The sequence below is a fragment of the Paenibacillus sp. FSL R10-2734 genome (genome assembly GCF_037963865.1).
GTDB lineage: Bacteria > Bacillota > Bacilli > Paenibacillales > Paenibacillaceae > Paenibacillus_AQ.
Map to the genome: position 1 here is coordinate 5658515 of NZ_CP150170.1, position 22495 is coordinate 5681009.

The window sequence follows — 22495 nt, forward strand, 5'->3', positions numbered from 1 at the left end:
GGGAAAAACTCCCTGAAAATAGCCGATTTTCGTTATAAATGAGTAGAAAGAGGGAAATCCTCCCTAAAAATCGGGGTGATTTCGTTATCTTCCACCAAATCAGCTAAATTATAGGGAGGTTTTCCCTAATTAATAGTTGGATGACCAGAGATCTCAGAATTATAGGGAGAAATTCCCTAATTATGATGGAGTCTGAATGCTTGGACAATGCAGAGCAGCGATCCTCCATTAACAGGAGAATCGCTGCTCTGTTGAACACTTAGGGGACAACCCCTTCAGTATTTTTACTATAAGATTTAATATTTATCTACAACCGCTCCGAGAACTGCCGTATTTACATATGGCTTTCCTCTAAGACTTTGCAGCTCCTTCGCAGTTCCAGTAACGACGACTCCGAGTAGCTGTACGTCACTGGCATCCGGCGCTACTTTATTTTTTTTCAAATAATTCGAGATCCTCTCAAACTCTCCGTAATACTTGCCCTTCTTCTGAAGCCCAAATGCTAGTGATTGTAAAAAATCCTCTGGTTTCGGTTTAAATAGCCCTTCCCATTTGACGCCATAACCATATACTTGTCTCGCTGATTCCGGCAACGCGTATTTATTTGGACTACTATCGTTCGAGATAAATTCAAGTTTTTTCTTGTTGTCATACGTATCCACCCAATACCAAGTCTGCGTCAATTCTGTTGGCAGCATTTTCTCTACTTCGGCTTGTGTATAGCCTTTATCAAACGAGACGGCCATCTCTACCAGCTTGCCAGGTTCCATTTGTTCGAGCGCAGGCAGGTCATTCAGTACTTTTCCGTTGTAATTCACTCCTGGCACATAAAACATCATTTCTCGCTGTCCATTTTGACTATTATATCCTCGGTAATATTCATAATTTTGGCTTGTCATAACTGGATCAGGAACATTAATACTAGAGTATCCCCTATTAAGCAGAGAAAAACGACTGCTCATACTAAAATCCAGCTTTTTAGTATCCCACACGACAGGTACACCCTCAACAACCTTGTAAGTACTCAGTTCAACTTTGCCCGATAAAAAGCCTAGATCCAGCTCAGTTCTCAACTCATGAAGGTTAGGACTACTAATTTCCATCATGATCCTTTCCTCATCCAGTCCACGCATCGCTAACCAGCTTGTCAGATGGGCATTACCCAACATCCCGCCGAACAACACTATAATTGTCACAACCAGAGAAATGATCGTATTACGAATCATTGTTTTTCGTTTTGCTTTCTTAATTACTTTTGAAAGGTTCTGATCATCCTTTTCTTCCCATGGTGCTGTCATTCCGCTTCACCTCTATACTTTTTTTGAAATTGCTTGCGGGCGCGAAACAATGCCGACTTGACTGTATCCGTCGTGATCCCAAGAAGCTCAGCGATCTCTTCGTAAGACAACTCCAGCTCGTACTTCATGATAATGAGTTGCTTATGGAGTGGAAGCAGTTCCGCAAGAACGCGGTCGATATCTTCCCGTTTTTCTTTTAACAGCAAATGATCCTCCGGCAGTTCCATGTCTGGCACATCCACATCATCAATAGGAATGACTATCCGCTTGCTGCGGCGGCACAAATCATAATAACGATTAATCGCAACCTTATATAGCCATGCACTGAATTTGTTCTCATCAATGGAGTCGATGTACAAAAGTGCCTTATACACCGTATCCTGTACGATATCTTCCGCGTCGGCTGCAGGTGCCCCGAGACGAATCAAGTATTTTTGGATTTCTAGCATTTTCGGTTGAAGTATCTGATGTAGCTGCCCGGGCTTCATCCTGCACCTCCCTTCGTATGTATAACGATTGAGTTCTCGGAAAGTTAGCTGGTCGTGTAAAAAAACATATAAAAGAAAAAACGGCTGCCTAAGAAAGACATGCCGTCAAAACTAATTGATGAATAAAGCTCCGTACAATTCACTATTAATCCCTAGGGTACTGTGCTTGTTGAGCTGTAGATATCAGTATGCTTTCAACTTTCAGCGATTGTTTATCAATACCAAACCCTATACAGAACCCATTCTCCATATTCTCTATCTCGAAAGGTGACAACCTTGGCTCATACACTCCATCATTGTTCTCAAACCAGTAACTCACTACAATCCCATAATTGTTACTCACTGCAACGTATGTACCATATGCCTTTAGCACATCTGCCATTGTACTTACTCCAGGCCGAATATTTCCAAATGTACCTGTGCGGATAGGCCCCCCCTTTTCAACATCTGTGTCTATCTTCCATGAATCTAGTCGACCTGCTGTATCATAATGTACAGATATCTCGTTATACATTTCATAGTTGAACACATCTTGGCCTGTTGAATCCCCGTAGTGCTTCTCAACTAACCCTCTTGAACTACCAAAATCAATAAAAAGATTACGTCCACTGTCAGCTATTCCAAAATCACGATCAGAAACCGGAAATGTTTCAAAATCCTTCAAGCCTGTACCCTGTTCCGGTAACGGAGGCAATAGCTTACGCTCCGATCGTTCTTCTGGACGAGGACTTACGGTATAAACTCCCTTAAGCTTGAGCATTCTCATCCACTCTATAGCCTCTACTCTTGTAAGCGGGACGTTTCCTCTGAATCCAGCTAAAGTTGGCTCATTGGGAAGTGGAAGTAACTCATTCCCCAGCAGATAAATCACTGAATCCACTTCGTTGTAATTCACTCCTAGACCGGAAGCAACTAACCTTGCAGCGTTCATTCTTGTAATTGGGGTAAATCTTGCCACTTGATACTGAAGCCCAGTAACGGGATGTTTCCACATCTTAGCCATTCTATACGGTGCAGCTGTCCACTCTTCACCAAAGCTAGTAGCCTTTGGATATCCGTAAGAAAGATAATACAATTTCAGAAATTCCGCTTCTGTAATGGACTGATCTGGGCGGAAGCTACCATCCTCATAACCAACCATGAATTGGCTGCCTATCGCCCACCATACCAACGTCTTTGCCCAATGATTTTGAAGATCAGGGAACAATCTAGCTTTCGGATCCTCCTCATAGTCCTCGTCGCCTTCCTCGTCTACTTCTTCATATACTCCTGTATTCTCAGGTGTTATTGTGTCAGCATTAACGCTATAACTCGCATTTCCGCATATTACAATAGCTCCTGTAATAAGACTTAATACCAATAGCTTTGTCATCTTCAACTGTAACAATCCCTTCGCGAATATATATTTTTCCAATTAAAGATCAATATGTATATTCCCCTTCTACTGTTACTATCGGGTGAATTGCAGAAATTCTAAATTAACTTCGCAAAAAAATCCCCCTTAAAAATTCGTTATACAAATTAAATGCATTCGATTATGATTTCGCTATGTTTTATACTTTGAAAATCGGAGGGATTGGTATGTCTAGTAAGAGCAATGTAAGAATAGAACAATTACTAACAATTGAAGAATCTATTGATGAGCTTTCAGAGCTCCTAATACAAGTTGTGGAGGATGGAGCCTCCATTGGTTTCTTACCTCCGTTAGATCCATCAGCTGCTACATTATATTGGCAAAATGTCTTGGCTCCCGATGTTATCCTTTTTCTCGCAAAAATGAATGACATCATCGCCGGAAGCGTACAACTACATTTATGTACAAAACCAAATGGAAGCCACCGAGCCGAAATCGCAAAGCTAATGACACACCCCAATTATCGCCGTAATGGGATTGCTCGTTCACTAATGCAACAGGCTGAAGAAAGAGCTAAGCAGGAAGAGCGGAAGTTATTAGTGCTTGATACAAGAGAAGGTGACCCATCCAACCTCCTTTATACTTCAATGGGCTACATACAAGCGGGACGTATTCCGAGCTTTGCTATATCAGCTAATGGTGAATTACATGCGACGATCTTTTATTATAGGATCATTGGCTAGACATTTTGAACTTTAAAACATTCTAAAAGGAAAAGTGGCGGAGGGGAAGTTTGGAACTGTAGGAGCGATAGCGCCCGCCTGAAAGCTTTCCGTAGGAAAGCTCGCTTCAGAAGCATGGGCTGTCACCGGATTTCAACCGTGAAACAAAGTATATAATCAAGAAAATTGGGGACAACAGCGGCCGGAAGTCCAAACATTCACCGCAGTCACGTAACTACCTTAATAGAAAAATCTTAAGTTCATCTAATATAGACATTTACGAAACACCAAGTTATAGTATTAACAACACTTTTAATAACCATTTTCAAAAGTCTAGAGGTGAATAAAATAACCCAAATCGCAAACAATTCTATTCGTGTTAAAAAGATAAATCAGGAGCTTATCAAGCAAGCCTTGAAGTCGATGAAAGAAGGAACCAAATCAACGATCGCAAGCGCCACCGGGTTAAGTATTGCCACCTGCGGAAATATCTTGAATGAACTTATGGAGACCGGTGAAGTCATTGAGACTGAGCTAGAAGCTTCGAATGGAGGTCGACCAGCTCGAAGATTTATCTATAATGTCGATTTCTCCTATATCGCATGTATCTATGCCAAAATCGAAGATGGTCAGCAATCCTTAACCTACGCAGTGACCAATTCTGTCGGCGAACGTGTGGATGATGGATATATGAAGCTTGAGTGTATTGACGCAGTAACCATTGATCATTTAGTAGGTACACTAATTCAAGCCTATAACAACATCAAGGCAATTGGTATTGGAATCCCCGGACTGGTCCACAGAGGTGTCATCAATATTTGTGATATCAAGACCTTAATTGATGCTCCTTTAGAATCACTGCTGAGAGAGAAATACGAGGTTGAAGTCACCGTCGAAAATGATATGAATCTGACCGTTTACGGATTCTATAAACAACAGGATTACGAAGAGGATAAGACCATCGTCGTGCTGACCTTTATCAAAGGCGCCTTTCCAGGTGCAGGAATGATGATCGACGGGCATATTCACAAAGGTAATACTAGATTCGCGGGCGAAGTCTCATTTTTACCGTTTGGAATCTCGCGTGAGGAGCAATTCATTCGTTTAGGGCAGACGGAAACGTTTATCCCCTTGGCAGCTCATACCATCTCTTCATTGACGGCAGTTATTAACCCTGAGACTATAGCGCTCACAGGCGAGCAAGTTAGACAAGAGGATGTGCCACAAATCTATCAACATTGTCTGGAATTCATTCCAGAAGAGCATATGCCTCACCTAATTGTGCTGGATCACCCTGATGATTATTACATGAACGGATTAATTGCGATCACGCTGGAAAGTTTGACCTATTCGTTGCAACTGGTTGAGAAGCGTCGGTAAGAATTTGTCTATTGCCCTAGCATTTGCATCATGGATCTAAAACAAACAAGAACATCAGGAGGAATCACGAATGGCAACAAACAAAGAGAATATGATTGCAGGAAAGCTCTACATGGCTGGTGGTGAAGAATTAGCTAGAGACAGTAAAAGATCCAGAATGCTTACCCGTTTATTTAACAATACAACGGAAGAACAAGGCGAATATAGAGTAGAATTACTTAAGCAATTATTCGAGTCTACGGGCAAATCATTGCATGTTGAGCCGCCTTTCCGCTGTGATTATGGTAGCAATATTACCGTCGGGAATAACTTTTACGCTAATTTTGACTGCATTATCCTTGACGTAGCAAAAGTAACTATAGGTGAGAATGTTCTCTTTGGGCCCAGAGTAGGCGTATATACCGCTGGCCATCCCATTGATACGGACGTTCGTATTAGTATGCTCGAATTTGGTACACCGATTACCATTGGAAACAATGTGTGGGTTGGCGGAAATGCCGTAATCAATCCTGGGGTAAATATCGGCAACAATGTAATCATCGGCGCAGGTTCAGTCGTAACTAAAGATATCCCTGACAATGTAATTGCGGTGGGGAACCCTTGCAGAGTGCTAAGAGAAATTACTGAGGATGATAAACAACACTGGGAAAAGCTTAAAGAAGAGTATTACAGAGACACCGAGCAATAAAGATACCCGATTCTGGAGGTTCTCAAGTTGAAAAAGCGCTTTGGCGGATTTAATAAGATTTATGCCATGCAATTGGCAACGATCTTTTTGGGGTTTATTGTGTTTGGGATATCAGAAAATATTAAAGGGCCAGCCATTCCAAGAATTCAGTTTGACTTTAGTCTGGATGAAAAGCAGCTAGGTACCCTGTTATCCCTAAACGCACTAGGGTATTTGATCGCCTGTTCCTTTACAGCTGTATTGGTTCGTAAGTGGGGGATCAAGGCTGTCAGTATTATCGCTTTCGCATCCATGGTATTCTCAGGCGTTCTAATTTACATCTCCCATAGCTATCCCCTCTTCTCGGCTTCATACTTCCTGATGTATATCGGAAACGGAATGCTTGAGATTGGACTTGCCATTCTGGGAGCACGTATCTTCGTTAAAAATACCGGGACTATGATGAACTTATCCCATTTCTTTTATGGGTTTAGTTCCACGTTAGCTCCGCTGCTAGCAACAGGGTTAATGACAGTAAGTGTATTCGGTCATACACTTGATTGGCGCGGGATGTATCTAATTATGCTTAGCCTTTCTTTGCTACCTATTCTATTTGCTTTACGGAGTACGTTTCCGGGTGACGATCTTCCGCATGAGGACCGAATTCCATTAAAAACGCTGGTCCGTGATCCGGCTTTGTGGCTAATGGTTCTTATCCTTTCCTTCGGGGTTGTGTCGGAGCTTGCCGTAGGCGGATGGCTCGTAAACTTCCTTGAAAAAGCATATGAGTGGGATACCGTCACAGCTTCTGGAATGCTGTCCACCTTCTTTCTCTGTTTCTCGTTAGCAAGGCTCTTGCTTGGACCGGTAACAGATAAAATTGGATTCAATCTATCGCTCATCATCTTTTCAGCCTTCTCTGCCCTGTGCACATTTGCCGCAATTTTGGGTGGAGAAAAGCTCGCCTTTCTATTCGCCGCAGCAGGCATTGGGATTGCGATGATTTATCCTACGGTTATGGCTTTTATCGCAAAGAGATATCCGCATGGTAGCGACACTGCCATCACATTTACAGTTACATTAATGGGTGTGGGCAGCGTGATTGGTAACTATGCTATAGGTGCAGTGATCGAAGGTGTGAAACGGCTTTACGGTGCAGAGTCGCAAACAGGCTTGCTACGTGGACTTCAAGCAGGATATGGCTTTATTGGATTATGTGCGGCGATATGCGCAATATCCGGTTGTGTGCTGTATCGTTATTTACATCGTCGCCAAGAACTTATCTAGAATAGCTGTTGCACTTATTTCTTCCTTCATACAATCAAAACCCTGCCGATTTAATGGCAGGGTTTTTGGTTGGACTTTGGTTTCGCACTCGTTGCTGCACCGGACGGTGTGGTAAAAAGGTCAGCTGTTAAACAGAGCTATTGAGCTGTGCGCCGCCGAGCAAACGAGTTGTGAAGCTATTGAGATGTTGAGCTATTGGGCTTTTGAGCTAATAATCCGTGTAGCTGTGGAACTGTGGAGCTACTGAGTTCTGCGCCACCGAGCAATCCAGCTCCTGTGATATTGTGCTATTGACCGACCAAGTTCACCATCGGACTCAGATGACGCTATTTGCTTAAAAAAGGGCAAAATCGAGGTTTTTCGGACTCCAGAGGCGTTATTGAGTTGTTTTTGCGCAAAAATAGGTGCTTTTTATCCAGATAACGACTCCTGAGTCCGAACGCTCCGCCAAAAGAGGCTAAATCCTGAAATAGCGACTATACAGTCCGAAACATACTGCATGCATATATCGAGCCTATCCAGACACTTATTGCAGCTCAACCATCAGCTCCATTATTTTCCTGAAAATTTGTTCTTCTTCATTGCTCACCTTTTCCGTTGCCAATTCACCAAGCACTGTGTGCTCTCCAACACAAACTGAGTGAGCCGAATGTCTAAACATTTCTATGTCGTTAGCATCGTTACCAAAAGCGATAAATTGCTGAGGTTCTATGCCTAATTGTTGTAGTCCGGTCCATTTATTTACGCCTTTAGGGCTAATATCAATAATGTCCTCTTGGCCATGACGGTAAATTACAATAGGTAATTTATGTAGCTGATCTAATAACTGTTCACCGTTCAGACTACTCAAAATAACTACTTTTACAAGCTCCTCCAGCTCAGCTGGACTAACATTTTTGGCGCGTTGTTCCGGGTCTACATTTCTCCGAATGGGATGGTCCTCAGTACCCGAATACGCATAGTCCCAGTGGCTGTCAATCAAATAAGCTGCATCGAATTCTTCGATTAATTTCAAGATGTTGTCTGAGGTCTGCGGGTCAAAATGTATTGTCGAAATAACCTTTCCACCCCTTGCTATAAACGCGCCATTCCCGCCAACTATTGAAAAATGGTGCATATGGGCAGGTAACACTGGCAATAAATCACGAATAGGTCTGGCAGACGCAAAAATGACCTCATGTCCTTTTTCAATAAGTGCGTCCAAAGCTTGTACGATTCGTTCACTCAAAGGTTTGCCGCTAAAACAAATGGTTCCATCTAAGTCAAAAATAAATTTCATGTCTATATCCTCCCCTTTTTCTCTATCATACCGAGTTCATATATAATAGAAAGGACCGATGTCCAAAAAGGAGTAAGCTATGAAAACTATTCAGGAACCAAAACTTATATCACATTATATTACACAATTTAATCTAGATCAGGTTTTCCCTGAATCAAAATATTCTTTGATCCATTTACGTATCTACGAGCAGAATGAGATTATTTTACGTGAGGGCGATGAGCTGGACGGAATTTATTTTCAAGTTGAGGGGCGTACAAAGGTTTCTTCTAGTGTGGGGACAGGAAAATCCTTGTTATTACGTCTCTGCTCACCCTTGTCGTTATTTGGAGATATTGAGTTCGTACAAGAGGTTGTCGTCCAATCACAAGTAGAAGCCGTACATCAAACCACCCTCTTATTTGTCCCAAAACAAAAGGTTGAATCTGACCTAATGGATAACCACAGCTTTAAAGACTTATTGCTGAAACATCTTTCTTACAAGCTTCTAACCTGCACATCCGCATCACGAACGAACTTACTTGGCGCTGTAGAGGAACGACTCGCAAGTTATTTATTAACGATACAGCTTCAACGGGAGTTTGGAAAAGAAATTCAGACGCCTTATATTCCAGATATAGCCTCTTTAATTGGAACTACACCCCGCCACTTAAACCGTGTCATTCAAAGACTGACCGACATGGAAATATTATATAAAGTTAAACAAGAAATTATTGTGCTCGATTGGGACCGTCTGGATGAAATGTCTAACGGAATACGTTATGAGTAGGAGCGCAGTTTATAACTCCTCCACTAGACTCTCCCCCGGGCTATTATGGATTACAGAATGACTTTCAAACTGAATCCTTGGATCCGCGATATGTATTACATTAAAAAGAGTAAAGTGACCTATCGGTCGCTATACTCTTTTTGTTCTGCTCTCAGAATACCCGCCTCTGATCACCCATTATCAACATTTTCATAATACTCCAGCTTTATCAGAGCTATCTTTAAAAAGCTTCTTTATAGTTAGTCCAAATAATACACAGCAAGTTAGTGCCGCACAAAAATCAGCAATGGGTTCAGCAATAATAACTGCATCTGTTTTCGGGCTAATAAACGTTGGGAGCAAGAGTACCAATGGAATTAGCAAGATAATCTTACGTAAGATTGCGATAAAAATAGAAACTCGAGCTTGGCCCAAAGCAATAAATACCTGTTGAAAAGCTAATTGAATACCAAAAATACAAGTGCCAAGGAAAAATATCTTCATTAATCTAGCTGTCAGAGCCACAAGCTCAGGATTATTGGTAAAAATGTTAATAGGAAGCTCTGGTATAAAGATCGCTATGCTCCACATCGACAATCCAAAAGCAGCGCAAAGAATACTACAATATATAATTGTGGATTTTACACGAGCAAAATCGCGAGCTCCATAATTATAACTTATAATAGGTTGTGCCCCTTGAGCAAAACTAGATATTAGCGTCCCAAAAATTTGCATCAGTGTTCCCATAATCCCCATGGCAGCCACGTACATGTCGCCTCCAAATTTAGCTAGCGACGTGTTAAATACGATTTGGATTAAGCTTTCGGTTGAATTCATAATGAATGGCGAAAGTCCCAATGCTAGTATACTAGCGGCTTCCTTAGGTTTAATGCGAATGTTGGATAGACGCAAGCGCAGATGAGCACGTTTAGAGGTTAAGAACCCCACTACCCAAATGGCCGAAATAAATTGTGCAATAACAGTAGCCAACGCTGCACCCTTAATTCCCATATTCATCTCAAAAATAAAGATGGCGTCAAGGATGATATTCACAACCGCACCAATGCATACCGAGAGCATGGCTGTTTTGGCATATCCTTGTGCTGCAATGAAGGGATTCAATCCCAAAGAAATGAGCACCGCCACAGTTCCAAATAGGTATATGCCTAAAAAATCGTTAGCGAGTGGCAATGTCTGGTCGCTTGCTCCGAATAGCGTCAAGAATGGAGACTTAAAGATAAGAAACAAAGTTGTTAGTATTACAGATGCCATTAGCAGCATAGAAAAACAACTTCCTAGTAATTCTTCTGCTTTCTTATGTTCACCTTCACCCATTTTTATGGAGGCTAAGGGGGCTCCGCCAGCTCCGATTAGAGCCGCAAATGCTGAAATCAACATTATGATCGGAAAAGATATCCCTATAGCAGATAAGGCTAGCGTTCCCCCCTCCTCCATTCTTCCAAGGAACATCCGATCAACAACACTGTACATGGCATTGATCAACTGAGCTACGACGGCAGGAATAGCCAACAAGAAAATCAGCTTAGGAATACTTTGCTTGGCAAAACGATCCTTCATTTGAGTATTCATTTAGTTCACTTCCGCTATAGATTCTCGGAGGCTTTTAGGAAGCTTTTTGACAACCATATCGTAAGAATGGTCAATCATATCAAAGAGATCCCACTCTGGTAAGGAACCATCGATCATGATTGAATTCCAGTGCTTTTTGTTCATATGATATCCTGGTCGAACGCTCTCATGCTGCTCTCTTAGGTTTTCCGCAATGACCGGGTCACATTTTAGGTTTAAGCGAACAGCCATCCCTGCTTCCTCAAAAATAAGTGCGAACATTTTATCAGCAACTTTGATGACCAATGGGGCTGGGCCAAATGGATGCTCCTGAGTCGCTCCTTTCTTTTGCATACAGTATTCAATGATAGTATTCTTCAAAACAGTCTCTCCCCTTCGCTGATCAACAATCTGATCATTTCTGCCATTAAGCACATTTGTTAATTATATCATTTTGTTCGCCGTACAGGCATTAGCATTGCGATGATTTATCCTAAGGTTATCCTAATGGGAGTGGGTATCGGATGATATGTGCTGCAGCAGCGAATAAAGCCATTTCTCCTTAGTTGATTATACGCTGAAGAGGCCTTCGATAAATCGGAGGCCTTTTTGGTTGTCCTACAAATTGTTTCTTTTGAATAGGCTAGTACTACACACAAACATTAGAGAGAAGGGGAATGCTATCAATACTTTTATTGGATATATTTTTCTTGGTCTTTCGCTATCCGCACCTATTGGTCCCATTAATGCTGCTCAACTGGACAAAGGAATTCGGAAGGGCTTCTGGCATGCTTGGGTGGTGGGGCTTGGAGCTATAAGTGCAGATATCATTTTCATGTTACTAGTTTACTTTGGGGTAATCCATCTGCTCGAATCCCCTTTTATTAAAGCATTCTTGTGGTTGTTTGGTTTCTTTGTGCTGGTGTATACGGGCATAGAGAGCATTAAAAATGCTGGTGTGATTTCAGAAACCGGTATGAGAAGCAGTGATTCATCCTTAACTAAGTCTTATTGGTCCGGTTTACTGATGTCTCTATTCAATCCGCTTTCCATATTATTTTGGCTAGGGATATACGGGTCCATTTTGGCCAAAGCGGCCATGGAGTATCCAATGCAGCAGTTGTTGATTTATAGCGGAGCTATTGTACTCGGAATTTTAATCTGGGATGTCTCTATGGCAGCCGCTTCAAGCATGTTCCGTAAAGTCCTGACAACCCGTGTTTTAAAATCGATCTCCGTGCTATCAGGCCTTTCGCTTGTTGGTTTTGGGCTTTATTTTGGTATACAAGCGGCTCGGCTATTGTTTTTTCATTAAGTTTTGTTTTTTTTCGGTTGAATGATTTTTATCGGATCCTTTGAGTAATCTATTATTCCCTGAATGTCTAACAATAGATTTCCTTTACTCGGTTCCTTATCCGTATCCATGGTACGTTTCTTTCGAACACGTGTCACGATCCAATCACAAACAGCGATCAGAGTGACAAGCATCAGACTAATATATAACCCTGGGCGGCTGAGTGAATGAAAAAGAGTACCTGTGACCGCGAGCCCAATGAGTAGCAATCCTAGCCAACGTTTAACCGTGCTAAATCGACTTCCTTTTAACAGCTTTCCAGATGACAGCAGGATAAACGACCAATTATACAGCAGCATTAAGCCGGCAGCAGTAGTGATATATTCATAAACTTTTCCTGGCAACAGTAGAGACATCACCACAGCCGCCGTAATCCCTACGGTGATTAAAGAAAGGGCATAAAAAGGATATTTATCCTTCCACTTCCGAGAAAATAACTTCGGCGCGTCTCCCTCTTGAGCCAAGGTAATCATCATTGAAGTTACAGCGTAGAGTGACGCAGTCATTGTAGAGAAGCCAGCGACAATCAGCACTCCGTTAAATAGATGAGGCACGAAAGCCAAGTGATCGCTACTTAGTGCCAGAACAAATGGACTTTCTTTCGAGTTAAACGCACTAAAGGGCACCATGATTACAGCTAGACCAATAGACAGGATGTATACAATAACCAAGGCGATCAGCATAACCTTTCCTGCCTTTGGTGCATCCTCTGGCTTTTGAAGTCTACTCGACATAATTCCGAGCACCTCAATCCCTCCGTATGCATAAAAAGCGAACAGAAAGGCAGACCACAGCCCCAGACCTCCTTTAGGAAACAGCGAAGAGTAGTTTAATGGAACCTTCGGTGTATACTTCCCTCCGTCTATCCAACCAACCAATAGAGCAGCCGCAATGATTAAGAACATGAGAATAGCAGCTATTTTTATTACAGCCAACACATTCTCAACTCGGTCAAAACCCTTATTCCCAAAAAAGACGATGACAAGTCCCAATAAAGCAAACCCAGCAGCAAATATCCACATAGGCACCGCTGGGAACCAAAAGCGCGAAAAAATAGATAATGCAGTTAGTTGACTACCCATAATTAACAATTCCGAGAACCAGTAAACCCAACCACTGCAGAAACCCGCCCAGCTGCCAAACGCTTTTTTTGCATAGGAACGAAAAGATCCTTGCTCTGGTTGTTCTACTGTCATACGTGAAAGCGCATCAAATACAATATACGTTCCAATAGCAGCCAAGATATAAGCGAATAGTACTGCAGGCCCGCCGATAGAAATTGCTAAGCCTGAACCTAAGAAATACCCGGTTCCAATTGTACCTGCAACGCCTAATAAGCTTAACTGCCACCATTTCAATTTCTTTTCATTTTTTGAATTACCAGAAGCTTGGTTCAAAGAATTCAGTCCTTTTTTAAAGAAGATATAAGGTCACCTTCTGGATTTTACTCATACTCCAATAGGCTGTCCCTATACTCTTAACTACATGCGGACTTTTTTATTCTATATTAGCTGTCAACAGCACCACGATCTCATACAGTATAAATTAAAAAAGAGTAAAGTGACCTATCGGTCGCTTTACTCTTTTTTAGTATCTCTCAGAACACCCGCTTCTGATTCCGATCATCAATAATAATCTGCACCGCTTCTTTAAAGCGAATCGCATGGATAATCTCCCGCTCCCGCAGGAACTTAAGACTATCCTGCAGATCCACATCATCCGTCATATCAATCAGCCACTGGTATGTAGCCCGAGCCTTTTCTTCCGCCGCAATATCCTCATACAAATCTGCTAGCGGATCACCTTTAGCTTGAATATACGCTGCTGTAAAAGGGACACCCGCAGAGTTCGAATAGAATAACGCATGATCATGCTGCGCAAAATGCGGGCCTAACCCAGCTTCCTCTAATTCGCATACAGAAGCGTCCTTTGTCAGCTTGTAGATCATCGTGGCAATCATTTCGAGGTGGGCGAATTCTTCTGTAGAAATATCATTCAAAACGCCAATCACTTTATCCGGAATCGTGTATCTTTGATTCATATAGCGCAGGGCTGCGGCGAGCTCACCATCAGCGCCTCCATATTGCTCACTTAAATAACGCGCCATCCGGATATCACATTTACCGACCCGTACCGGATATTGCAGCTTCTTCTCATAGATCCACATTCGGGAACTTCCCTCCTCTAGAAACTTAGTTCCTTACAGTACATCCTTCTTACACCTGCCAAGGCCAAGGCGTCTGATTCCATTCCCACGGACATTTAGAATAAGCGCGGCCAAAATTCTGCAGCGGACCGTATAATTCCTGAAATTGATTCGCAAGCATGGTACGTTCATAAGTCAGCTGATTAAATTGTTCAATACTTCTTAAATCATCAGGATGAGTGTTCAGATACAAGTTTAACTCCACCAATGCAAAATCAAGAGTCTGCAGCTGCTCAAGCATTTCATAATAGCGTTGATCGCAAGGATTTGCTTCCATAGTCTACTTTCCTCCTCCTTTGCACTTGGACTCATACGGACTGAACAGTGCTGGCCAGAGCGTGCCGTGCCTCAAAGCTTCTTGTAAACTAAACTGCGGAAGATCCGGGGGCTGAAAGTTGATGAACTGATTCGGTGGAACTACATAGGTCTTGAACGGCACCGGGGGGCAAGGATCGAACGGGCCCCTAAACGGGGTGTAACTTCGTAGCTGTGATTCCATTTTTCGTACCTCCTTTGTTCCTGTTCCTTCTTTATTACTCCCTTAGCTAACTTATGACAGCAGGACACATTATAAAACGTTAATTATAAAAAAAGCACTTGAGCAAGATTTTTCATGCAATTGCACGACAAATAAGCTGCCTTCGGAAAAGTACCCGAAACAGCTTATAACTTGGATCTTATTTAGTATTAAGATCAAGACTTCACTTTTTTGATGAATCTTCGTGGGTAATCTCAAGGATATCCAACATAAATACAAAGATGGGAATGCCAAGAATAAGTCCCCAGACACCTATATAATGCTCAGAAAACAACAACACGATGAAGGTGTAGAACATCGGCAAATTCATTTTTGTGGACATCAACTTGGGATTCAAGAAATATCCTTCGACAAAATGCAACACCGCAATGATCGCCAGCACATAAGTGACTGTTGTCAGACCGCCGATGTTGTAGCCGATGATTAAAAGCGGAATAAGCGAAATCAAAAAACCAACCACTGGAATGAGACTGAACAGAAAAATCAAGATCGACAGGGCAAATAAATATGGGAAGTTAAGCAGCCCCAAGCCAATAACAGTAAGACAGGTGTTGAACAAGGCAATGAGAATTTGAGCTTCAATTACTTTCCCAAAGGAAACGATGAATTTTCGGCTGAAATACTCCAGATCTATATAAAACCAGGCAATCCTGCTCTCTCTCATTCTAGAAGTGAAACTGACAACCCGGTTCTTCTCCAGAATAAACACAAAACTTAGAATGGTTGATACAACGAAAGTCGCCCCCCAGTTGCTAACCTTCAACACATAATCAATGCCTCTTTTGATGTAGGACTGATAGTTAAGGTCCCTGAGCATATCATACAAATACAATGTAATCTTGTTCTGCGGGAGATCATCTGCTTTTAGATTGGTAAGGAAGATGGTTAGTTGCTTAATCTGTTCCAATACCTTAGGAAGATATTTAGCAAGGGCCAGTACAATCACTGCGATTAAAGCGAGGTATAAAATAACAATAATCACCTTACTGTTAACCTTCATAAATTTACCAATTCGTTTACTAAGTAATGTCTGAAAGCTATTCATGACAAAAGCAATCAAAAACGTCAGCAACACTAGATTAAGCATCCCTCGAATACTGTACAGCAGCAACCCGATAAGTGCGAGAATAAAAAAGCGTTTGGTGGTTATATTCGCGTAGAATCGCTTGAATACATTCATTGATCTTGCTCCATTCGATTGCGATTAATAATGCTGATCATCCATTGGCTATAAAAAGGAAAACTTAGCCCCCACAAAAAAGCCGATGGAAACAAAAAGGAGAGACCAGGTTAGCGCTCCTGCAGTCGTTATGAGTATATATTTTTTGAAAGACATAGCACTGATTCCAGAGATATAGCTTGATACATGCCTCAGACCAGGAATAAAATACGCAATGAAAATGGCCCAGTTGCCGAACCGTAAAAACCATTTTTTCATACTGGCAAAACGCTTGGGTGTAAGGCCAACCCACTTGCCGAATTTTTCTACCACAGGTTGCCCTAGTCTTAAACCAATGGTATAGCTGATAAGCATTCCTGTGATAGATCCCATGAAACAAACCAATACCGAAAGTGAAAAGTCCAAAACCATAACCGAGGATAAATAACCTACAAACAGCATTAATACCTCATCAGGTACAGGAAGTCCGATAATCCCAAGTGCCATAAGGGCAAATATGGCTAAATATCCGTACTGCGAAATGATTTCAATAATCCAAGGCATGGGTGTATCACTTCCTGTTGAAGGATTTTTTAAGGGACGGAAATGGGATTCGACTGACCATCATTACGGACAACAATGCCATTAATACGATGATCAGTTCTGGTTTCATGCGTTCATCTAGTAAAGAAATCATCGAAAGAATGACTCCAGCAGCAGTAATGGGCATCCCCACGAACCCTTTGGAAGGCGCCGACATATTAAATCTGGCCAAACGAAGTGCGCCACAGATCAAAAAGAAAACCGAAGCTGCAGGTCCAATCCAGTGAGCATCTTCTAACCTATACAACAAGATAAGGAAGGTTGGCGCTAAACCAAATGATATAATATCCGCCAATGAGTCTAATTGTTTACCGAATTCACTGGTACATTGCAGTATCCTTGCCAGTAATCCATCGAATACATCGCATATTGCCGCGAGCAATATCATTAATAAAGCCAAGCTATATCGTTCTTGAATCGTGAAATACAAGGATAGTGATCCTAGTCCCAAATTTCCGAGTGTGCACATGGAAGGCAACCAGTTCAATTTCATACAATTTCACCCCTTTCATAGCAGTATTTCTGTTGATCCGGTTTAACCTTCAAAGGTCACAGTAAAGCTGACACCGTTCTCCGTATTTTTCACTGTATAAAGACAAGCGTGCATATCTAGTATTCGCTTCGCAATGGAAAGCCCCAGACCCGTACCGCCTGTCATTCGACTGCGGGATGGCTCAGACCGATAGAATCGTTCCCAGATATGCTCCAGCTGATCTTCAGGGATTGATTCTCCTATATTTTGAATAGTGAATACAATAGACTGGGCATGACTCTCAATATTGACGGTGATGGAACTTCTTTCTTCCGCATGCCTAATAGCATTGGTCATAAAATTTAGCACAACTTGTTCGATCCAGTTCACATCAGCATATATCGGTAATTCATTTGCAGGAATAATGATGACCTCCAAATGTTTATCACTCAGTAAGTGAACCAGCTTGTCCGTCACCTTTTCCGTCAGTTCGCTTAACATAAAGGAAGTTTTCCGAAGTTTAATCGTGCCAGACTCCAGCCGTGCTAGATCTAGCATATTTTTAACAAGAAACTCCATTTTATCTGCTTCCTCAATAATCACCTTAATGTAGTGATCCTGCTTGCCGGCGCTAACGCCGTCTTCCAATCCCTCGGCAAAACCTTTGATAATACTGAGCGGTGTCTTCAATTCATGGGAGGCATTGGCAAAAAAGTCCTGCTGCATGATCTCCATTCTTTGTTTCTGCTCCATATCCTCAACCAGCTGCTGATTGGCCTCTCTTAACTCTCGTAAAGCAGAATCCAGACTTAGTGATAAGGTGAACATGCTATTAGAAAGGCTGCCTAACTCATCCTTCTGTCGAATCGATGTATCCCCTGTAAAGTCCAGAGAAACCATCCGTTTGGCTATGTTATTTAACTTAATTAGCGGACGCGTTACCATTTTCGAAAAAAAGAGAGAAAGAACCAGAATCAGGACAATGCCGCCAATTCCCAGATATAAAAAGAACCAACGCAACGCCTCGTTCGAATCCTTGACTTCCTGTAATGAGGTGATTGTGAATAGTAGTTCAATTTCTCCGGTACTTTGCTTAAGGGGCAAAATAATCACAGAATTGCGACTCCCACTCCAGGGAGCAATCCAATCTTGCTTCTGCATTTTCAAATTTTTGAAGTCGTCTATCTGCGCCGGCGTCAAAGGAAACCATTCCTCTAGAGCTTCAAACAGTATTCCTTGGCGTGGATTCCATATTTTCAGATCAGGCAGTACAATTTCTGCTACAGTACCAGATGCATGAATCGTCCCAACTTCTTCCGTTTCCCCTATTGTTCCTCCCCCTTTTTTTGTAATACTTAGGGGGTAGAGTATAGCAGGTGAAGAACTGTCTACATCCAGAAGTTCGCCTTCAACACTCAACAGATCATCTACTTTAATGTTAGCTGCTCTCAGCGCATCTCCGTACTGATTCATGAAAAGGGATAAAGAAACAACCATACTCTTCCCATCATCATCGATTAGCTTTATATGAAATGGATCTTCTGAATTCATCTTTCCATCCAGCTTCAAAATAACCATTTGTGTTTTATTACGCAGCATAAACCGGACAAGCTCCTGAGAGGTTCGAGTGCTTCCCCACGGCTCACTTATATATCTTGCAGCAAAGCTCTTAAGGTGTTTCTCCACACGGTGCTCTTTTTGCTTCTGATAGAAATTGTCAAACAACAGCAATTGGCTTAGAATCACCATGCCATAGAAGCAAAGGAAGAAGATAACGGTCATCACAAACAGTTTGAAAGTAATTCCCCGTCTTCTCATGCCTCTTCCTCGAACATATACCCTGTGCCAATCACCGTACGAATAAAACGTGATTCATAACCCAATTTACTTCGCAGCTTTTTGATATGACTGTCCACAACTCTGGAATCTCCTTCAAAATCAATTCCCCAGATCCGACTAAGGATCGTATCCCTTGAAATGACAATCCCTTTATTTCGTATTAAAAGCCATAAAAGATCATATTCCTTAGGGGTAAGCTCCACTTCCGCATCTTCTACCTCTAGCTGATGAGCCAAGGTATTAAACATCGCGGAACCAAATTTTATTATGCTAGATTCAGGCTGATGGATCCCTTCAACCCGCTTCATAAGTGCATTTGCCCTAGCTACCAGCACCTTTGGACTAAATGGTTTTGTAACATAATCATCGGCTCCTAATTCAAAGCCGTAGATTTTGTCGTCATCTGTGGACTTGGCGGTTAACAAAATGATAGGTACCGCTGATTTCTCACGAACTTCACGGCACACTTCAAAGCCATTCATAACAGGCATCATGATATCCAAAATCAGCAGATCCGGCAGCAGTGAGTCAAACCAAACCAATGCATCTCTTCCATTATCCGCTTCGAGTACTTCCCAATCATTCTGTATGAAATAATCAGACACCAGTTCACGAATACGAATTTCATCCTCAACGAGAAGAAGCTTCTTTTTCAATCTAGAACCCGCTTTCTAACAATTTATAAACATTAGCATAGTCTAGCGTTATGTCCTTTATGTGTCCACAAAAAAATCCCCCTGTCATGAGCCATACAGCTCTTGCAGGAGGAGTTCATTTTATCCCTGATCACTCGGAACAATTCGTTACAATTTTCAATAGGTTATTCTTTGTCCTCGTCTTCTTCAGTAGAGGTTTCTTCCTCCTCGACACGCGGTTCATGATGGATATTAATTCTGGTTATCCGCAGTCTTGTCGATTCCTCTACTTCAAAAACAACATCTTCAACTTTAACTCGTTTTCCCTTACTAGGATTTCCTTCCAGCTCCTTAAATAGCCAGCCACCAATAGAATCCACTTCATCATCTTCAATTACTACACCCGTAAGATCGTTGACATCTTCAATCAACATCCGGCCCTCAACGGAAATATAATCTCCACTACGTTCCACACTCGGACGCTCATCTTCGAATTCGTCATGCAGGTCGCCTACGATTTCTTCCAGAATTTCTTCTGCTGTCAGCAGGCCAGCTGTACCGCCATATTCATCGACAACAAGCGTTAGCTGAGCCTTGTTCTTCTGCATAAATCGCAATGTATGGCTGATCTCCATCGATTCCGGTACGTTTAAGATCGGTCGAACCAGAGTCGTAAGATCATTCTGCTGCTCTGGTGGAGCAAACAGCAGATCGGTAATATGAATAAAACCAATAATACGATCCTTATCTTCAAAGGCTACCGGATAACGCGAATGTCTCGTTTCGGTTATGATTTTCATATTTTCTTCGAGCGAAAGATTGCTGTACAGCACATCCATGTCCGTACGAGGCAACATGACTTCACGAGCGAGCAGATCTGAGAATTCAAAGATGTTATCCATCAGCTTCATCTCATCTTTATCAATAACACCACTCTTAGCACTCTGATTCATCAGGATACGAATTTCCTCTTCCGAGTGGGCGGCCTCACTCTCATTCGCTGGCTCAACACCCACTAAACGAAGCAATGCGTTCGCCGATGCATTCAATATCCAGATAAAAGGCATGAACAGATTATAAAAGAACATCAGCGGTGCCGAGAGCAGTAGAGCTGCCCCTTCTGTTTTTTGAATCGCAAGGGATTTCGGTGCAAGCTCACCAAGTACAATATGTAAAAATGTAATAATCGAAAATCCGATAACAACAGAAACGGTAGAAATCAGAGTACTATCGGTAATCCCCATTTGATACATTAACGGCTCAATAAATAACTCAGAAATGGCCGGCTCACCGATCCAACCTAGCCCCAGTGACGCGAGTGTTATCCCAAACTGGGTGGCAGATAAGTACGAATCCAGTCTCTTATTTACCTTGAGCGCATATCCAGCCATTTTATTACCTTCACTGACAAGTTGGGTCAGGCGAGATTGCCTGACCTTAACTAATGAGAACTCCGCTGCTACGAAAATACCGTTCAATAATACGAGCACCAGAACAAGCAAAAGATTAAGCAATAATCTCCCTACTTCAAATTCCGTATGCACCACTTTAACAACGCCTCATTTCTACAGATTGATCGCTTTTCTTGTTTTGAAATCCACTTCCGGATAATACATATCCGCTACTAACAGATTAGGTCCGCAACAACCTGCTGCATCGCAGTAACAGTTCACCTTTTGATTCAGCGGATGCTTAGTCTGCCAATCGATAAATATATCATCCAGTTTTTGGTTGTCTATGTTGCCAAAAGCTGCGATATCAGCGAAATCTGTAACAAAAACATCTCCAGTAAACATATTAACGTTCACACGATTCCGGCCATCCGGATCATTACGTAGCGTAACATTATTCTCTGCACGCATTCTGCTTAGCAATTTCTGATCTTCCTCTAAGAAGCTGCAAGCAAAAAACGGAAGCGTGCCAAACAACATCCAAATCTCCGGATCACGTTGGTCCAGTAACGAATGGATCGCCGTCCGCATTTCATTCAAAGATAGCACTGGCAGAGCGGAAGCAAAGCTCGAATTGTACATTGGATGAACCTCATGTCGTTTTGCTCCCATGTCGAGAATCAGCTTATGAATTTCAGGCAGCTTTGTGTGGGTACGGTAATTAATCATAGTTTCCGCAGAAATTAACATACCATCCTCACTTAGCCGACGAGAGTTCTCAATCATTGTATTATAAAGCCGGTAAGCGGCTTCCTTGGCAACCGCATGACCACTGTTCGCAAAACCGACTTCATGAAAATCGTCACCGTTCACATAATTAAATGAAATATGCATAACGTCCAGATAAGGAAGCAGCTTCTCATAACGGGAATACGGCATCGTCAAATTAGAATTAATTTGAGATCTGATCCCCCGCTCTTTGGCGTATTTCAACAATGGTACAATGATATTATCCACCGTTCCAGCGCGGAACATAGGCTCTCCGCCCGTAATACTAATGGTCTCCAGATGCTCAACTTCCTCTAAACGGTCCAGCATATTCTTAAGCGGTAGCATTTCCCCTTCTCTAGAGGTTAGACTATCACCTACAGCACAGTGCTCACACCGCATGTTGCATAAATTGGTTACGGTGAATTCCACACTCGTTAGCACATGGCTTCCATGCTTACGTAGAGAAGTGATTGGATCCCACGGATCGTAACTTGGCGACAGCTCCCTCGGTGAAGATGTTAATGGTCTAAAAACATTCATTTGTACTAGCTCCTTTAAAACTTATTCCTATTATTAACCCAAAATCATGAAGAAAGAACGATGTCTTGCCCTATATCATACCACGTTAGTCAGAAAAACTGCACTTCTGATGTCATTCTAGCTGTCTTTACTTACCTTGCCTTGTAACAAAATAGAAGCATCGAGACGAAAAATAGGCTTCCGACATATATTCGG

Annotated in this window: 23 protein-coding genes; 6 read left to right on the plus strand and 17 right to left on the minus strand. The window is 42.1% G+C overall.

The window, feature by feature from the left end; genetic code table 11:
* Positions 1 to 296 precede the first annotated feature (296 nt).
* The 3 genes from NSS67_RS24680 to NSS67_RS24690 form a co-directional block, all read right to left on the minus strand.
* A complete protein-coding gene (locus NSS67_RS24680) occupies positions 297 to 1298 on the minus strand; it encodes an anti-sigma factor (protein ID WP_339316309.1) in 1002 nt (333 codons plus the stop codon).
* Entirely contained in the window at positions 1295 to 1786 is a 492-nt protein-coding gene (locus NSS67_RS24685) for an RNA polymerase sigma factor (RefSeq protein WP_339316310.1), read from the minus strand. The genes NSS67_RS24680 and NSS67_RS24685 overlap by 4 nt, the downstream gene beginning before the upstream one ends.
* Before the next feature lie 145 nt (positions 1787 to 1931).
* Positions 1932 to 3158 (minus strand): S-layer homology domain-containing protein, encoded by a 1227-nt coding sequence (locus tag NSS67_RS24690; RefSeq protein ID WP_339316312.1) that lies wholly within the window; start codon positions 3156 to 3158, stop codon positions 1932 to 1934.
* Positions 3159 to 3367: 209 nt separating this feature from the next.
* Between NSS67_RS24690 and NSS67_RS24695 the strand changes: the two genes are divergently transcribed.
* The 4 genes from NSS67_RS24695 to NSS67_RS24710 all read left to right on the plus strand — a co-directional run bounded on the left by NSS67_RS24695 (position 3368) and on the right by NSS67_RS24710 (position 7196).
* On the plus strand, positions 3368 to 3883 hold the full coding sequence (locus NSS67_RS24695) for a GNAT family N-acetyltransferase (RefSeq protein ID WP_339316314.1): 516 nt from the start codon (positions 3368 to 3370) through the stop codon (positions 3881 to 3883).
* A 402-nt stretch (positions 3884 to 4285) separates the two neighbouring features.
* Complete coding sequence (locus NSS67_RS24700; protein ID WP_339320696.1) at positions 4286 to 5242, plus strand: ROK family protein; 957 nt, start codon at positions 4286 to 4288, stop codon at positions 5240 to 5242.
* A gap of 70 nt (positions 5243 to 5312) precedes the next feature.
* Positions 5313 to 5930 carry a sugar O-acetyltransferase gene (locus NSS67_RS24705; RefSeq protein ID WP_339316316.1) on the plus strand — a complete coding sequence of 206 codons (618 nt, stop codon included), beginning with the start codon at positions 5313 to 5315 and terminating at the stop codon, positions 5928 to 5930.
* A 66-nt stretch (positions 5931 to 5996) separates the two neighbouring features.
* The gene (locus NSS67_RS24710) at positions 5997 to 7196 is read left to right on the plus strand and encodes an MFS transporter (RefSeq protein ID WP_339320697.1); all 1200 of its coding nucleotides are present in this window, start codon (positions 5997 to 5999) and stop codon (positions 7194 to 7196) included.
* Between the two features lie 526 nt (positions 7197 to 7722).
* Here the strand turns inward: NSS67_RS24710 and NSS67_RS24715 are convergent.
* A complete protein-coding gene (locus tag NSS67_RS24715; protein ID WP_339316318.1) occupies positions 7723 to 8475 on the minus strand; it encodes an HAD family hydrolase in 753 nt (250 codons plus the stop codon).
* Positions 8476 to 8554: 79 nt separating this feature from the next.
* Here NSS67_RS24715 and NSS67_RS24720 point away from each other — a divergent pair, with 79 nt between their 5' ends.
* Positions 8555 to 9244, plus strand: a complete 690-nt coding sequence (locus tag NSS67_RS24720; RefSeq protein ID WP_339316320.1) for a Crp/Fnr family transcriptional regulator — start codon at positions 8555 to 8557, stop codon at positions 9242 to 9244.
* Positions 9245 to 9433: 189 nt separating this feature from the next.
* On the opposite strand, the gene NSS67_RS24725 is transcribed toward NSS67_RS24720, so the two are convergent.
* Together NSS67_RS24725 and NSS67_RS24730 are read right to left on the minus strand one after the other, a co-directional pair.
* Positions 9434 to 10813, minus strand: a complete 1380-nt coding sequence (locus tag NSS67_RS24725; protein ID WP_339316322.1) for an MATE family efflux transporter — start codon at positions 10811 to 10813, stop codon at positions 9434 to 9436.
* Positions 10814 to 11173, minus strand: a complete 360-nt coding sequence (locus NSS67_RS24730) for an MmcQ/YjbR family DNA-binding protein (RefSeq protein ID WP_339316324.1) — start codon at positions 11171 to 11173, stop codon at positions 10814 to 10816.
* 301 nt (positions 11174 to 11474) lie between these two features.
* Here NSS67_RS24730 and NSS67_RS24735 point away from each other — a divergent pair, with 301 nt between their 5' ends.
* Positions 11475 to 12107 (plus strand): LysE family transporter, encoded by a 633-nt coding sequence (locus NSS67_RS24735; protein WP_339320698.1) that lies wholly within the window; start codon positions 11475 to 11477, stop codon positions 12105 to 12107.
* Here NSS67_RS24735 and NSS67_RS24740 read toward each other — a convergent pair.
* From NSS67_RS24740 to yfkAB, 11 genes are all read right to left on the minus strand, one after another.
* Positions 12104 to 13543, minus strand: coding sequence for an amino acid permease (locus NSS67_RS24740; RefSeq protein ID WP_339316326.1), 1440 nt, complete (start codon positions 13541 to 13543; stop codon positions 12104 to 12106). The genes NSS67_RS24735 and NSS67_RS24740 overlap by 4 nt on opposite strands.
* 200 nt (positions 13544 to 13743) lie before the next feature.
* Positions 13744 to 14313 (minus strand): manganese catalase family protein, encoded by a 570-nt coding sequence (locus tag NSS67_RS24745; protein ID WP_042125896.1) that lies wholly within the window; start codon positions 14311 to 14313, stop codon positions 13744 to 13746.
* A 49-nt stretch (positions 14314 to 14362) separates the two neighbouring features.
* On the minus strand, positions 14363 to 14629 hold the full coding sequence (locus NSS67_RS24750; protein WP_339316328.1) for a spore coat protein CotJB: 267 nt from the start codon (positions 14627 to 14629) through the stop codon (positions 14363 to 14365).
* 3 nt (positions 14630 to 14632) lie between these two features.
* Positions 14633 to 14851 carry a spore coat associated protein CotJA gene (locus tag NSS67_RS24755; protein WP_339316329.1) on the minus strand — a complete coding sequence of 73 codons (219 nt, stop codon included), beginning with the start codon at positions 14849 to 14851 and terminating at the stop codon, positions 14633 to 14635.
* A gap of 202 nt (positions 14852 to 15053) precedes the next feature.
* Positions 15054 to 16070: an AI-2E family transporter gene (locus NSS67_RS24760; RefSeq protein ID WP_339316330.1), complete on the minus strand. Its 1017-nt coding sequence runs from the start codon at positions 16068 to 16070 to the stop codon at positions 15054 to 15056.
* Positions 16071 to 16118: 48 nt separating this feature from the next.
* Positions 16119 to 16613 (minus strand): DedA family protein, encoded by a 495-nt coding sequence (locus tag NSS67_RS24765; protein WP_339316331.1) that lies wholly within the window; start codon positions 16611 to 16613, stop codon positions 16119 to 16121.
* Positions 16614 to 16620: 7 nt separating this feature from the next.
* Positions 16621 to 17145 (minus strand): CDP-diacylglycerol--serine O-phosphatidyltransferase, encoded by a 525-nt coding sequence (gene pssA / locus NSS67_RS24770; RefSeq protein WP_339316332.1) that lies wholly within the window; start codon positions 17143 to 17145, stop codon positions 16621 to 16623.
* Positions 17146 to 17187: 42 nt separating this feature from the next.
* The gene (locus NSS67_RS24775) at positions 17188 to 18942 is read right to left on the minus strand and encodes a HAMP domain-containing sensor histidine kinase (RefSeq protein WP_339316333.1); all 1755 of its coding nucleotides are present in this window, start codon (positions 18940 to 18942) and stop codon (positions 17188 to 17190) included.
* Positions 18939 to 19619 (minus strand): response regulator transcription factor, encoded by a 681-nt coding sequence (locus NSS67_RS24780; RefSeq protein WP_339316334.1) that lies wholly within the window; start codon positions 19617 to 19619, stop codon positions 18939 to 18941. Before NSS67_RS24780 ends, NSS67_RS24775 begins: the two co-directional genes overlap by 4 nt.
* Positions 19620 to 19783: 164 nt before the next feature.
* On the minus strand, positions 19784 to 21142 hold the full coding sequence (locus NSS67_RS24785; RefSeq protein ID WP_339316335.1) for a hemolysin family protein: 1359 nt from the start codon (positions 21140 to 21142) through the stop codon (positions 19784 to 19786).
* Between the two features lie 21 nt (positions 21143 to 21163).
* Positions 21164 to 22300 carry a radical SAM/CxCxxxxC motif protein YfkAB gene (gene yfkAB / locus NSS67_RS24790; protein ID WP_339316336.1) on the minus strand — a complete coding sequence of 379 codons (1137 nt, stop codon included), beginning with the start codon at positions 22298 to 22300 and terminating at the stop codon, positions 21164 to 21166.
* Between the last annotated feature and the right edge of the window lie 195 nt (positions 22301 to 22495).